The organism is Roseisolibacter sp. H3M3-2, from assembly GCF_029211165.1.
Classification (GTDB): Bacteria; Gemmatimonadota; Gemmatimonadetes; order Gemmatimonadales; family Gemmatimonadaceae; genus Roseisolibacter.
The window spans coordinates 18,057-31,325 of the sequence record NZ_JARGEK010000014.1 but is presented as its reverse complement, the minus strand read 5'-3'; the positions used below and the strand labels follow the sequence as shown (position 1 = coordinate 31,325).

12 protein-coding genes are annotated in these 13,269 nt (G+C 74.8%); all 12 read right to left on the bottom strand.

Annotation, left to right across the window (positions count from 1 at the left end; translation table 11 throughout):
• Nucleotides 1-43: 43 nt before the first annotated feature.
• Genes puhB through bchF form a run of 12 tightly spaced genes read right to left on the bottom strand, consistent with a single transcriptional unit; the run spans nt 44 to nt 13,195 of the window.
• A complete protein-coding gene (puhB, locus tag PYV61_RS02865; RefSeq protein WP_275828119.1) occupies nt 44-673 on the bottom strand; it encodes a photosynthetic complex putative assembly protein PuhB in 630 nt (209 codons plus the stop codon).
• Entirely contained in the window at nt 670-1,200 is a 531-nt protein-coding gene (puhA, locus tag PYV61_RS02860; RefSeq protein WP_275828117.1) for a photosynthetic reaction center subunit H, read from the bottom strand. Before puhA ends, puhB begins: the two co-directional genes overlap by 4 nt.
• A gap of 19 nt (nt 1,201-1,219) precedes the next feature.
• Entirely contained in the window at nt 1,220-1,420 is a 201-nt protein-coding gene (locus PYV61_RS02855) for a hypothetical protein (RefSeq protein ID WP_275828115.1), read from the bottom strand.
• 30 nt (nt 1,421-1,450) lie between these two features.
• Nucleotides 1,451-2,881, bottom strand: coding sequence for a BCD family MFS transporter (locus PYV61_RS02850; RefSeq protein WP_275828113.1), 1,431 nt, complete (start codon nt 2,879-2,881; stop codon nt 1,451-1,453).
• 41 nt (nt 2,882-2,922) lie between these two features.
• The gene (gene acsF / locus PYV61_RS02845; protein WP_275828111.1) at nt 2,923-3,996 is read right to left on the bottom strand and encodes a magnesium-protoporphyrin IX monomethyl ester (oxidative) cyclase; all 1,074 of its coding nucleotides are present in this window, start codon (nt 3,994-3,996) and stop codon (nt 2,923-2,925) included.
• Nucleotides 3,997-4,006: 10 nt separating this feature from the next.
• Nucleotides 4,007-4,339: a hypothetical protein gene (locus tag PYV61_RS02840; protein WP_275828109.1), complete on the bottom strand. Its 333-nt coding sequence runs from the start codon at nt 4,337-4,339 to the stop codon at nt 4,007-4,009.
• The gene (bchM, locus tag PYV61_RS02835) at nt 4,336-5,124 is read right to left on the bottom strand and encodes a magnesium protoporphyrin IX methyltransferase (RefSeq protein ID WP_275828107.1); all 789 of its coding nucleotides are present in this window, start codon (nt 5,122-5,124) and stop codon (nt 4,336-4,338) included. Before bchM ends, PYV61_RS02840 begins: the two co-directional genes overlap by 4 nt.
• Nucleotides 5,124-6,023: a ferredoxin:protochlorophyllide reductase (ATP-dependent) iron-sulfur ATP-binding protein gene (gene bchL, locus PYV61_RS02830; RefSeq protein ID WP_275828105.1), complete on the bottom strand. Its 900-nt coding sequence runs from the start codon at nt 6,021-6,023 to the stop codon at nt 5,124-5,126. The genes bchM and bchL overlap by 1 nt, the downstream gene beginning before the upstream one ends.
• A gap of 31 nt (nt 6,024-6,054) precedes the next feature.
• Nucleotides 6,055-9,813 carry a magnesium chelatase subunit H gene (locus tag PYV61_RS02825; protein ID WP_345785200.1) on the bottom strand — a complete coding sequence of 1,253 codons (3,759 nt, stop codon included), beginning with the start codon at nt 9,811-9,813 and terminating at the stop codon, nt 6,055-6,057.
• Entirely contained in the window at nt 9,803-11,440 is a 1,638-nt protein-coding gene (gene bchB, locus PYV61_RS02820; RefSeq protein WP_275828100.1) for a ferredoxin:protochlorophyllide reductase (ATP-dependent) subunit B, read from the bottom strand. Before bchB ends, PYV61_RS02825 begins: the two co-directional genes overlap by 11 nt.
• Before the next feature lie 7 nt (nt 11,441-11,447).
• Nucleotides 11,448-12,707, bottom strand: coding sequence for a ferredoxin:protochlorophyllide reductase (ATP-dependent) subunit N (locus tag PYV61_RS02815; protein ID WP_275828098.1), 1,260 nt, complete (start codon nt 12,705-12,707; stop codon nt 11,448-11,450).
• Nucleotides 12,704-13,195: a 2-vinyl bacteriochlorophyllide hydratase gene (gene bchF, locus PYV61_RS02810; protein ID WP_275828096.1), complete on the bottom strand. Its 492-nt coding sequence runs from the start codon at nt 13,193-13,195 to the stop codon at nt 12,704-12,706. Before bchF ends, PYV61_RS02815 begins: the two co-directional genes overlap by 4 nt.
• Nucleotides 13,196-13,269 lie beyond the last annotated feature (74 nt).

The following is a 13,269-nucleotide window of genomic DNA, read 5'->3' as shown; positions in this document are numbered from 1 at the left end:
CCGCGCGGCGGCGGCGCGGGGACGTCGGTCCCGATGCGGAGGGTCATGGCGCCGCCTCGCGCCGCGGCGGGGCCACGCGGACGGCCTCGGCGACCGCCGCGCGCCGCGCCGCCGCGTCGGGGCGCCAGCGCAGCGCCGGCTGCGGGTGGGCGTAGCGCCAGGGGCGCGCGTGCGGCCAGAGCAGCAGGTACGCGACGCGGGCGTCGTCGCCGAGCGTGATCGTGACGTCGCCGGTGCCGTCGCGCGCGAGGCGCAGGTCCACCGACTCGACGCGGTCGAGGGGGACGTTGAGCACCGCCGGGATCGCGACGCCGATGCGCAGCACCAGGCGCCTGTCGGTGACGGCATAGACGGTGGTGCGCGCGACCAGCGCCGCGTACACGTGCGCGAACGCGAGCACGGTGACCGCCATGCCGACGAGGAGCGCCGCGCCGGCGGCCGTCGTGCCGCCGGCCGCCGCCAGCGCGAGCAGGAGGCCGAAGTACGCGACCACGCCGCGCGTGTGGCAGACGCGGCGCGCGATCGCGGCACGGTCGGGGCCCCCGGTCCAGAGCAGCGACTCGCCCGCGGGCAGGGGCTCGCCGATCCCGGGGATGACGGCCCGGGGGCGCCGCGCCGCCGCCGGCACGGCGGCGAGCGGCGCGGCGCGGACCGGCGCGGCCGCCGCGGTCATACGAGCGGCCTCGCGCGGTCGGGGGTGGCGTAGAGGTAGCCGCCGGCGAAGTACGCCATGATCCGGTCCTCCTCCAGCAGCGAGACCTGGTCGGGGTTGGACGGGCGGGGGACGTTCGCGAACTGCGCGGCCAGGATCGCCTTCGTGCGCACGATCCCCTGCCGCGCGACGACCTTGCACACCGCGAACGGGGCCAGCACCACGCCGGCGCCGTCGTGGAGCTCGACCTCGTAGTAGCGCACCTGCGGCTCCGAGCGGTCGACCCACAGGTCGACGACGGTGCCCGCCACCGCGCCGTCGGCGCCGAGCATGGTCATCCCGCGCGGGTCGGGGTCGCGCGGCTCGACGTAGAAGTTCTGGGCGACGCGCATCGGCACGACCTTCGGCTCGCCGTGAGCGGTGAGGTCGGGGTGGTCGGAGCGGTCGGCGAAGGCGGCCGGCCCGAGGCCGCTGAGCAGCGGGTCCCCCGACGGCTGGATCGGCGAGCCGGGGGAGTACGAGACGCCGGAGCTGGTCGAGATGGTCATCGTCGGGGGTCCTCGCGGGTCACTGCTCGGGGCGGTGGATGAACGTCTTGGGGCCGGGCGGGGGCGGGAAGCCGTGCGCGACGCCCCCCGGGTTCTCGAAGTCGCGCGCGTACCCCTCGCGCTTGTCCTCGCGCCGCAGGTAGAACACGAGCGCCGCGAAGAAGCCCCAGAACAGCCAGATCGCGAGCTGCGCGACGTCGATCGAGTTGGCGAACTGCATGCGACCTCCGATGGGTGGAGTGGACGACCGCTAGCCGGGAAGCTCGGCGAGCCCGAACCGTGGCGGCCCGGCGTCGGCGCGCGGCGCGGCGCGGGCGGCGACCAGCGGCCCGAGCGCGACGAGCGCGAGGAAGAGGAACGCGATCTCGGCGTGGTACACGACGCTGTACGACACCGACGGGTCGGCCATCCCGCCGGTGAGGACGCCGCGCGCGGCCAGGTGGTCCACGGCGTCCTTGACGGCGCCGCTGAGCGCGAGCGCCAGCCCCTCGCTCGTGGCGAAGACGGCGCCCCACGCGCCGAGCGCGATCCCGCTCTGGCCGCTCGGCATCGCCATGGCGTAGGCGAGCGTGCCGACGGCGAAGCACCCCTCGCCGAAGCCGATCAGCGCCGTGCCGGCGCGGAAGAGGTCGAGCGCGTGCAGCGGGGTGGCGAAGATGACCGCGACGAAGCCGAGCGCGCCCACGAGCGCCCCGCCGGCGGCGACGCGGATCGGGTCGCCGCCGCGCTCCATGCGGTTCGCCGCGACGGCGTAGGCCGCGAGCGAGCCCGCCGCGAAGAGCGCGGTCAGCCAGGTCGTCCCCGACACCGACAGCGCGAGGACCTCGCCCCCGTACGGCTCGAGCAGGACGTCCTGCAGGTTGAACGCGAACGTCCCCAGCGCCACCGCGGCCAGCAGCCGGACTGCGGGCCCGCCCGCGGCGAAGGTGCGCCAGGCCTCGCGGAAGCGCGGGCGCCGCCCCGCGCCCGCCTCGGCGCGCGTCATCGGCCGCCGCGGCTCCTGCTTCCAGAGCGCCACGACGTTGACGAGCATGGTCACCACCGCCGACCCCTGGATCACCTGGATCAGGCGGATCTGCCCGAAGTCGTGCAGCGCCGCGCCGAACGCGGCCGCGCTGACCAGCGTGCCGACCAGCAGCATGAGGTACAGGAGCGCGACCACGCGCGGACGCACGCGGGCGGGCGCGAGGTCGGTGGCGAGCGCGAGCCCCGCGGTCTGCGTGGTGTGCATCCCGGCGCCGACGAGCAGGAAGGCGAGCGCCGAGATCGCGATCGCCTCGCCGCGCGATCCGCGCGTGTCGCCCGACAGCAGGATGAGCGCGAACGGCATGATCGCGAGCCCGCCCCACGACATCATCGTGCCGAACCACACGTACGGCACGCGGCGCCAGCCGAGCACCGAGCGGTGCGTGTCGGACGAGTGGCCGATGAGCGCGCGGAAGGGCGCGACCAGGAGCGGGAGCGCGAGCATCCACCCGACGAGCGACGCCGGCACGCCCAGCTCGACGATCATGACGCGGTTGAGCGTCCCGGTGAGCAGGGTGAGCGTGGCGCCGACCGTGACCTGGAAGAGGCCGAGCCGGAGGAGCCGCCCGAGCGGCAGCTCCTCGGTCGCCGCGTCGGCGAACGGGAGCCAGCGCGCGGGGACGCGCGTGGACGCGCGGATCCACGCGCGTCGCACGTCGCCCCAGCTGCGCGGCGCCGGTCCCCGCCCGCTCTCGCTCACCAGACCGGCTGCATGCGCACGTCCGCCGGCAGGGCGTTCTCGACCGGGCGCTGGAAGTACGCGCGCAGGAAGGTGACCCCGCAGTCGAGGCGGAGCGCGGCGGCGCGCAGCCGCCCGCCGATCCCGCCCGCGCGCTCGGCGGCCTCGATCGCGACCGTGTTCCGGTAGAGGCGCTCGAACAGCGCCCAGAGCTTCTCGTTCTCGGTGTCGACGACCACCGGGAAGACCTGGCGGCTGATCTCGTTGGTCAGGCGGATGACGCGCCGGTCGAAGTCGTCGACGTCCCACCCGAGCGCCTCGAAGAACGGGCGGCGCAGGTGGTCGCGGACGTACATCGTGGCGAAGACGGCGAGCAGGAAGAAGCGGATCCAGTACTTGTTGATGCCGCTCAGCGTCTCGGGGTTCGCGCGCATCAGGACGGCGAACGCCTCCCCGTGGCGGAACTCGTCGTTGCACCACTCCCGGAACCACTTGAAGATCGGGTGGAAGCGCTTGTCCGGCTGCCGCTCGAAGTTGCGGTAGATGTGGATGTAGCGCGCGTAGCCGATCTTCTCGGACAGGTACGTGGCGTAGTAGATGAACTTGGGCTTGAAGTACGTGTACTTCTTCGCCCGGGTCAGGAACGAGAGGTCGACGGCGACGCGGAAGTCCTTGAGGGTGTTGTTGATGAACCCCGCGTGGCGCCCCTCGTCGCGGCTCATGAAGCCGAACAGCTCGCGCACGTCCGGGTTCGTGACCCGCTTCTTGATCTCGGCGTACAGGATGCACCCCGAGAACTCCGCGGTCACCGACGAGACGAGGAAGTCGATGAACTGCGCGCGCAGCGCCGGGTCCATGTCCGAGAAGTCGGCGTCGAACTCCGCGGTGCGCTTGAAGTGGTCCTTGTTCGGGTCCGAGCGGAACTCGGCGACCAGCTCGTCCCACAGCGCGCGGTGGCGGTCCACCTGCAGCCGGTCGAGCTCCGCGAAGTCGGTGGTGTAGAAGCGCGGCGTGAGCGTCGCGTCCTGCTGGGCGAACTGGGTCGCCTCGTTGGGGGCCGCGTAGGGCTGCGGCGCGATGGCGGTCGTCATGGGCGCGTCCTCACCCCTCGAAGCCGACTTCGTACAGCCCGGTGATCTCCGACGTGCCGATCAGCCGCGTCCACGCGCGGCGCGGCAGCGACGCCTGGTGCACCGTCGCGTGCGCGCGCATGGTGCGCCGCTCGCCGGCGGCGATGCGCGAGGGGGCGCCGTGCACCAGCACCTCGTCCCCCTCGTTGGGGGACACGCCCTCGAGGTGCACGTGGGCGTGGAAGCGCTCCTGCGTCGCCTCCAGCTCCAGGGTGCAGGGCACCTCGACGCGCCGCCGGGCGGCGAACCAGAGGGCGAGGGCGCCGGCGGCGGCGAGCGCCGCGGCGAGCAGGGTGGCCGTCATCGGAGGTCCTCCGGGGTGATGGTCGTCCGACTCCCGCTCGGGGGCGCGGGGGGCGGCGCCGCGCGGTCACCCGCCGCGCGGGTCAGCTCGATCGCCTGCGAGGTGTAGAAGCCCGACGCCACCCGCTCCGTGCGGCCGACGCGCCAGCCGCCCAGCGCCGGCGCCGCGGCGAGCCGCGCCCGCAGGCGCGCCTCCGCGACCGGCTCGATGGCGGGGGCGCGGTCGCCGCGCGGGAAGAGGCGTCCGGCGAGGTGCATCGTCGAGAGCAGCGGCGTGGCCGGCGCGAACGTCGCCGCCACCGCCACGCGGGTGCGCGCGGCGAGCGCGTCGAGCGCGTCGAGCATCTGCGGGGCGGGGTAGTGGATCAGCGAGTCCATCGCGACCACGTAGTCGAACCGGCCGAACGACGGGTCGAGCAGGTCGCCGACGCGCCAGCCGATGTGCCGCGCGCCGCAGGAGCTGACCGCGCGCTCGCGGGCCAGCGACACCAGCGTCGGCGAGACGTCGGCGGCCACGACGCGCGCGCCGCGCTCGCCGAGCTCGATCGCGAAGCCGCCCGGGCCGCAGCCGGCGTCGAGCACGCGGGCGCCGCGCAGGTCGGCGGGGAGCCAGGCGGCGAGCGTGGCGCGCATCCGATCGCGCCCCGCGCGCACGGTGCGGCGGATCCCGCTCACCGGCGCGTCGGACGTCAGCCGCGCCCACGCCGCCGGCGCGGTGCGGTCGAAGTACTCGGTGATCCAGGCGCGCCGGTCGTCGTACGCGCGGCCGAGGGCGGACGCGGGCATCAGTCGTACCCGAGCAGGTCGAAGATCTCGCGGTCCTTCAGCGGCTCCGGCAGCAGCGGGTCCACCCCGTCGATCAGCGACTGCGCGAGGCGCAGGTACTCGTTCTGGATGGCGACGACCTCCTCGGTCGGCTCCATCTCGAAGATCGTGCACTTCTTGAGGCGGCTGCGGCGGATCGCGTCGCAGTCGGGGAAGTGCGCCGCGAGCGTGAGCCCGACGCGGTCGTTGAAGCGGTCGATCTGGTCGACGTCGCGCGACCGGTTGGCGATGACGCCGCCGACGCGGACGCGGTAGTTCTTCGCCTTCGCCTTGATGGCCGCCACGATGCGGTTCATCGCGAAGATCGAGTCGAAGTCGTTCGCGGTGACGATGAGCGCCCGATGCGCGTGCTGGAGGGGGGCCGCGAAGCCGCCGCACACGACGTCGCCGAGGACGTCGAAGATCACGACGTCGGTGTCCTCGAGCAGGTGGTGCTCCTTCAGGAGCTTCACCGTCTGGCCGACGACGTAGCCGCCGCAGCCGGTCCCCGCCGGCGGGCCGCCGGCCTCGACGCACAGCACCCCGCGGTAGCCCGTGTAGACGAAGTCGTCCACGCGCAGCTCCTCCGAGTGGAACTCGACGGTCTCCAGCACGTCGATCACCGTCGGGACCATCCGCTTGGTGAGCGTGAAGGTCGAGTCGTGCTTCGGGTCGCACCCGATCTGCAGCACGCGCTTGCCGAGCGTCGCCAGCGCCGCCGACAGGTTGGACGAGGTCGTGGACTTGCCGATCCCCCCCTTGCCGTACACGGCGACGACGAGCGTCCCCTCGATCTTCTCGGCGGGATCGAGGTGGACCTGCACGCTCCCCTCGCCGTCCTCGCGGATGGGGAGCGCACGGGGGGAGATGGTGGTGGCCATGATGCGTGGGTGCGTGGGGACGGGGGGCCGCTCAGGCGGCGACCCCCTCCAGCCGGTCTTCGAGGTCGGCCGCGGCGTCGCGCAGCGCGTCGAGCGTCGCCGGGTCGGGCGTCCAGTAGCCGCGGTCGTTCGCCTCCAGCAGCCGCCCCGCGATCGCGCTGGCGGCGCTCGGGTTCAGGCGCGACAGCCGGTCGCGCATCTCGGCGTCGAGCACGAAGGTGCTCCCGACCTCGGCGTAGACCCACGCCGGCACCGAGCCGGCGGCGCCGGTGGCGGACCAGCCGAAGGTCGTGGTGACGTGCCCGGCGAGGTTGCGCGCGCCCTCGTACCCGTGCGCGAGCTGCGCCTCGTACCACTTCGGGTTCAGTAGCCGGGTGCGGCTCTCCAGCGCGACCTGCTCGGTGAGCGTGCGCACCTTGCCGGCGGCGCCCGTGTGGTCGCCCAGGTACACCGGCGCCTCGGCGCCGCGCGCCTGCGCGATCACGCGGTTCATCCCGCCGAGCGACTCGACGTACTGGTCGATGTCGGTGGCGCCCAGCTCGACCGAGTCGAGGTTCTGGAACGACAGGTCGGCCGCGCCGAGCGAGCGGCGGAGCAGGTCGGGGGCCGCCACCGGCGCGGTGCCGACGCCGTACGCGAACGACTTGCGGCGCACGAACTGGTCGGCGAGGTCGTCGGCCGAGTTCCACTGGCCGGTCTCGACGAGCAGGTTGACGTTCGAGCCGTACGCCCCCTCGGCGTTGGAGAACACGCGCAGCGCGGCGGTGGCGAGGTCGCACCCGGTCTCGCGCACGGTCGCGAGGGCGTGCCGCCGGACGAAGTTCTCGGACTCGGGCTCGTCGGCGTCCGCGCACAGCAGCGCGGCCTCGGCGAGCAGCTTCACCTGCAGCGGCAGCAGGTCGCGGAAGATCCCCGAGAGGGTGACCACCACGTCCACCCGCGGCCGGCCGAGCTGCGCGAGCGGTACGAGGCGCGCGCCGGCCAGCCGGCCGACGGCGTCGAAGCGCGGGACGGCGCCCATCAGCGCCAGCACCTGCGCGAGCGGCGTCCCCTCGCTCTTCATGTTGTCCGTCCCCCAGAGCACGATCGCGATCGTCTCGGGGAAGGGGTGCCCGTCCGCCTGGTGGCGGCGCAGCAGTTGGTCGGCGCGCGCCCGACCCTCGAGCAGCGCGAAGGCGCTCGGCACGCGGTACGGGTCGAAGCCGTAGACGTTCCGCCCGGTGGGGAGGACGGCCGGCGCGCGCAGGAGGTCGCCCCCCGGCGCGGGCGGGACCCAGCGGGCGTCGAGCGCGCGCAGGATCCCCGGCACCTCGTGGTCGGTGCGCAGCAGCGCGTCGAGGCGCGCCAGCTCGTCGAACAGGGGCGCGGCGGCACGAGCGTCGGCGGCGCGCGCGAGGACCCGCAGCGCGGCGTCCGCGGAACGCGTCTCGACCAGCGTCGCCACGGCAGCGCGGGCGTCGTCGCCGTCGAGGGGCGGCGCGTCGATCCCCGGGAGCCCCGCGCGCGCCATCGCCAGCAGCGTGTCCGCCCGGTCGGCCGGCGGCATCGCCTCGCCGACGACGTGCAGCCCCACCGGGATCAGCGCGTGCTCCAGCTCCAGCAGGGCGTCGCGCAGCGCCAGCACGCGCGGCTCCGACTCGGCGGCGATCCACACCGGCTCGGCGTCGCACAGCTCGACGGCGGCACCCTGCGCCTGCACCATGGCCAGCAGCGCGTCGCGGTCGCCGGCGTCGACGGAGCGCCAGCGGTCGAGCGACGCCTTCAGCTCGGCGAGGCCGCGATAGAGCCCGGCGTTCGACACCGGCGGCGTCAGGTACGAGACCAGTGTGGCGGCGCCGCGCCGCTTGGCGAGCGTCCCCTCGCTCGAGTTGTTGGAGGCGTAGAGGTAGACGTTCGGCAGGTCGCCGATGAGCCGCTCCGGCCAGCACTCGCTGGTGAGCCCCGCCTGCTTGCCGGGCATGAACTCGAGCGCGCCGTGGGTACCGAAGTGGAGCACCGCGTCGGCGCCGAAGTCCTCGCGCAGCCAGCGGTAGAAGGTCGAGAAGGCGTGCGTCGGGGCGAAGCCGCCCTCGAAGAGCAGCCGCATGGGGTCGCCCTCCCACCCGAACGAGGGCTGCACGCCGACGAAGACGTTGCCGAGTCGCGCGCCCATCACGAACACGCCGCCGCCGTCGGACAGCTGCCGCCCCGGCGCCGGGCCCCACACCCGCTCGACGTCGGCGAGGTGCGGGTCGCGGCGCACGATCTCTTCGGCCGGGACGCGCGCGTGCACGTTGGCCGGCGTCCCGAAGCGCTCGCGGTTGCCGTCGCACACCAGCGCGCGCAGCTCGTCCACGCCCGCCGGCAGGTCGACGGTGTAGCCCTGCTCCTTGAGCGAGGCGAGCACGCGCTGGAGCGAGGCGAAGACGGCCAGGTACGCCGCGCTCCCCGTGTTGCCGGCGTTCGGGGGGAAGTTGAACAGGACCACGGCGAGCTTCCGACGCGCGCGGTCGGTGCGGCGGAGGCGGACCAGCCGCGCCACCCGGTCGGCGATCGCAGCCACGCGATCGGGGAGCGGCTCCGACGGCGCGGCCGGCGCCTCGGGCGTTCCCATTCCCCTGCCGCCGTACACCGCGGGGGCGATCGCGCCGTCCAGCTCCGGGATGGCCACCTGCAGCGTGGCCTGCAGCGGGTTGAGCCCGCGCGGGTCGGCGCGCCACTCGGCGACGCTCTGGAACTCGAGCGTCTGCAGCGACAGGTACGGCACGTCGAGCGCCGCCAGCGCCGCCTGGGCGGCCGGCGCGTCGTTGTACGCCGGCCCGCCGACGAGGGAGAAGCCGGTCAGGTTGACCAGCGCGTCGATCGTCGGCCGCGCCAGCCGCCACGCGTCGCCGTCGCGCACGAGGCCGAAGTTCCGCTCCAGGGCCGGGCGCGCGTCGAGCGCGGACGCGAACACCGGCAGCGCGCGCAGGCCGCGCGCCTCGAGCGCCTCGACCACCGCCGCGTAATGCCGGGTGTTGCCGGCGAGCAGGTACGAGCGCCCGACCAGCACGCCCACCGTCCCGACCGCGCCGCGCGGGGCGGGGAGCGCCGAGGCGTCGTCGGCGATCCCGCGGCCGGGGAGGGCGGGATGCCAGACGCCGACCTCGGGGTAGTGCTCGGGGGGCGCGACGCGCAGCCCGCCGCGGAGCGCCGCGCGCTCGCCGGCGGCGTAGCGGTCGACGTGGTGGAGGACGAGCCCCGCCAGGTTCTCCGCGGTCCCGCCGAGCCAGTACTGCATCCCCAGGAAGTACGCGCGGAGGTCCTGCGCCGTCCCCGGCACGAACCGCAGCAGCTGCGGGAGGCGGCGCAGCATCGCCATCTGCCGCTCGCCGCTCGACCGGCCGTCGCCGCGGGCGCCGCGCAGCTTCCGGAGCAGCGCGATCGGCGACAGGGGGGAGCGGTCGGCGTCGTCGCCCATGACGAAGCCGCCGAGCTTCGTGAGGCGGGTCAGCTCGGGGGCGCACAGCGCGCAGAACACCGCGTCGGCGGCGTCGCGCCGCGCGCGCACGGCGTCGAGGATCGGCGCGGCCTGCTCCTCGGTGAACAGCTGCGCGCAGGCGATGAAGTGCGCCTCGCCGATCGCGGCGCGGCAGCGGGCCAGGGCCGCCGGGTCGGCGTCCCAATCAGCCTGCACGTGCAGCGACAGCTCCAGCCCCGGCAGCTCGCGGCGCAGCCGGGCGCGCGCCGCCTCGAACGCGCCCGCGAGGTGCGCGTCGAGCGTGACGACGACGAAACGGATCGGCACCGCGGGCGCCCGACTACCGGCCATGGTGCGCCTTCGCCTCGTACAGTGTGTCGAGCGAGATCAGCACGATGCCGCGGTCGGCGGCGTAGGTCTCGGTGTTCCGACGCGCCTTGCCGCGGACGAAGAAGGGCACCTTGCGCAGCTCTCCCTCGGCCTCGGTCGACCAGCGCGGGGGCTGCGCGGGCGCCGGGGCGTCGTCGGCCGGCGCGTCCTCCTCGTCGATCGAGACCTCGGCGACCACCGCGTGCGCGTCGAACTCCGGCGGCGCCGGCGCCTCGACGGTCGCGCGCCGCGCGGGCCCGCCCAGGTGCGAGGGCGCGGCCCCGTCGTGGAACTCGAAGTCGTCGCGGAACATCTGCAGCAGGTGCTCCTCGAGCCCCATCATGAGCGGGTGCACCCAGGTGTCGAAGAGGACGTTGGCCCCCTCCCACCCCATCTGCGGCGAGTGCCGCGCCGGCGCGTCCTGCACGTGGATCGGCGCCGAGATCACCGCGCACGGGATGCCCAGCCGCTTCGCGATGTGGCGCTCCATCTGCGTGCCGAGCACGAGCTCTGGCGCGGCGGCCGCGATCCGGCGCTCGACGTCGAGGTAGTCGTCGCTGACGAACGCCTCGACGCCGTGGCGGGCGCCGGCCTCGCGCACCTCGCGCGCCATCTCGCGGCTGTAGGTCCCCAGCCCGACGAGCGCGAACCCCATCTCCTCGACTGCGACGCGCGCGGCGGCGGCGGCGTGCGTCCCGTCGCCGAAGACGAACACCCGCTTGCCGGTGAGGTACGTCGAGTCGACCGACCGCGAGTACCAGGGGAGCCGCGAGCCCTCGCGCCGCTCCGCGTCGGCGACGACCGACGCGTCGAGACCCGCCACGCGCGCCACCTCGGCGAGGAAGTCGCGGGTCGCGCCGACGCCGATCGGGACCGTCTGCACGGTGGGCTGGCCGAACGTGCGGCGCAGCCAGTCGCACGCCGAGCGCGCGACCTCGGGGTGGAGGCAGACGTTGAAGTCGGCGTCGGGGAGGCGGCGCAGGTCGTCGGGGCTCGCGCCCAGCGGGGCGACGACGTGGACCTCGACGCCGAGACTCGCGAGCAGCCGCGTCACCTCGTGCACGTCGTCGCGGCCGCGGAAGCCGAGCGCGGTCGGGCCGAGCAGGTTCGCCTTCGGCGCCGTTCCGGTGGCGCGCGGGAGGCGCGCGGAACCTGGCGCCGGCGCGAGCGGGGCGCAGAGGGTGCGCACGAGCTGGTAGAACGTCTCCGCCGCGCCCCAGTTCTCCTTCTTGGAGTACGACGGGAGCTCGAGCGGGATCACCGGAACCGGGATTCCCATCCCCTGCGCCAGCGCGCCGGGCTGGTCCTGCAGCAGCTCGGCCGTGCAGCTCTCGCCGACCAGCAGCGCGGCCGGGCGGAAGCGCTCGTAGGCGTCGCGCACGGCCGCGCGCACCAGCCCGGCCGTGTCGCCGCCGAGGTCGCGCGCCTGGAACGTCGTGTAGGTGACCGGCGGGCGGCGGTCGTGCCGCTCGATCATCGTGAACAGGAGGTCGGCGTACGTGTCCCCCTGCGGCGCGTGCAGCACGTAGTGGACGTCGCGCATCGACGTCGCGACGCGCATCGCGCCGACGTGCGGCGGCCCCTCGTAGGTCCAGAGCGTGAGCTGCATCGGCGCCTCAGACCGTGAGCCGCTCGCGGCGCGCGAGCGGGCGGGCGAAGAGCTCGGCCAGGTCGCCCGCCTGGTCGAAGCCCTGGATGGGCGTGAAGACCAGCTCGATCGACCACTTGGTCGTGAGCCCCTCGGCCTCCAGCGGGTTGGCGAGCCCCAGCCCGCACACCGTCAGGTCCGGCCGCTCGGCGCGGCAGCGGTCGAGCTGGCGCTCGACGTCCTGCCCCTCGCTCAGCACCGTCTCCGGCAGCAGCGCGAGGTCGGCGGCCACGGTGCCGCGGTCGAGGTACGGCGTCCCCACCTCGACGATCGACATCCCCAGCTCGCGGTGGAGCATGCGCGCCAGCGGCACCTCCAGCTGCGAGTCGGGGAAGAGGAAGAGGCGGCGGCCGGCGAGGCGCGCGCGGTACGGCGCGCGCGCGCGGTGGGCGCGGACGACGAGCGGCGCGAGCACCGCGTCGACCGTGGTCGCCGGGACGGCGATGGCCGCGGCGGCGGCGGCGAACCAGTCGCGCGATCCCTCGGCGCCGAGCGGGAAGGGGGCCGCGATCGGCGTGGCGCCGCGCCGCTCGAGCGCGCGCAGCGTGTCGCCGACGAACGGCTGCGCGAGGAGGACGCGCGTGCCCGGGCCGACGGCGGGGAGGTCGCGCGCGCGGCGCGGGGGGAGGAAGTGCACCGGGCCGACGCCGAGCTGCGCGAAGACGCGCGCGAACTGGTCCTCCACCACGTCGGCGAGCGTGCCGACGACGAGCAGCGACGGCGGCGCGTCGGCCGGGGCCGCGGGGAGCTCGGGGACGAGCGCCGCGAGGCAGGCGTCCTCCCCCTGCGTGAACGTCGTCTCGATGCCGCTGCCGGAGTAGCTGAGCACCCGCACCGCCGGCATCGTGCGCGCGCTCAGCCGCTCGGCGGCGCGGCGCAGGTCGAGCTTGATGACCTCGGACGGGCAGGAGCCGACGAGGAAGAGCGCCGTGATGTCCGGGCGGCGGGCGAGCAGCTCGGTCACGACGCGATCCAGCTCGTCGTGGCAGTCGGCCATCCCCGCGAGGTCGCGGTCCTGGAGGATGGCGGTCGCGAAGCGCGGCTCGGCGAAGATCATCACCCCGGCCGCGCTCTGGAGCAGGTGCGCGCAGGTCCGCGAGCCGACCACCAGGAAGAAGGCGTCCTGCAGCTTGCGGTGCAGCCAGACGATCCCGGTGAGGCCGCAGAAGACCTCGCGCTGGCCGCGCTCCCGCAGGACCGGCAGGGGGACGGAGACGGCGGCGGTCACGCGGCGCCCCCGGCGACGGCCAGGGGGGCGCCCTTGCGGTCGAGGCGGGCGCGCCGGAACTTCGCGACGAACTGCGCGGCGTTGACCGCGTAGGCGGCGTAGGCCGCCAGGGCGAGCCACAGGAGGGGGCGCGACGCGAGGGCGCCCGACGCGAGGGCGGCGAGGTAGGCCGTGTGGAGCGCGATCACGCCCATGCTCACCACGTCCTCCCAGAAGAACGGCCCGGCGAACAGGTACTGCCCGTAGACGTCGCGCTCCCACAGCGCGCCGGTCACCATGATCGCGTACAGCGTCAGGGTCTTGGCGACCACCGACGCGTTGGCGAGCGCGAGCCCCTCCCCGGAGGCGAGGGCGCGGACGACCAGGGCGAGGCTCGCCAGGAACACCAGGAACTGCAGGGCCGCCAGGATCCCTTGGACCTTGGTCCACGGCGACGCGTCGCGCCGCCGGCGCTCCTCGGGGGTGTACAGGGGCCGCTCACGCTGCATCAGCACTCCTCGGCGACGGCGGGACGCGGGAACCACCGACGGCCAGTGTACGGTTGGTACCGGCGACCGTCAAG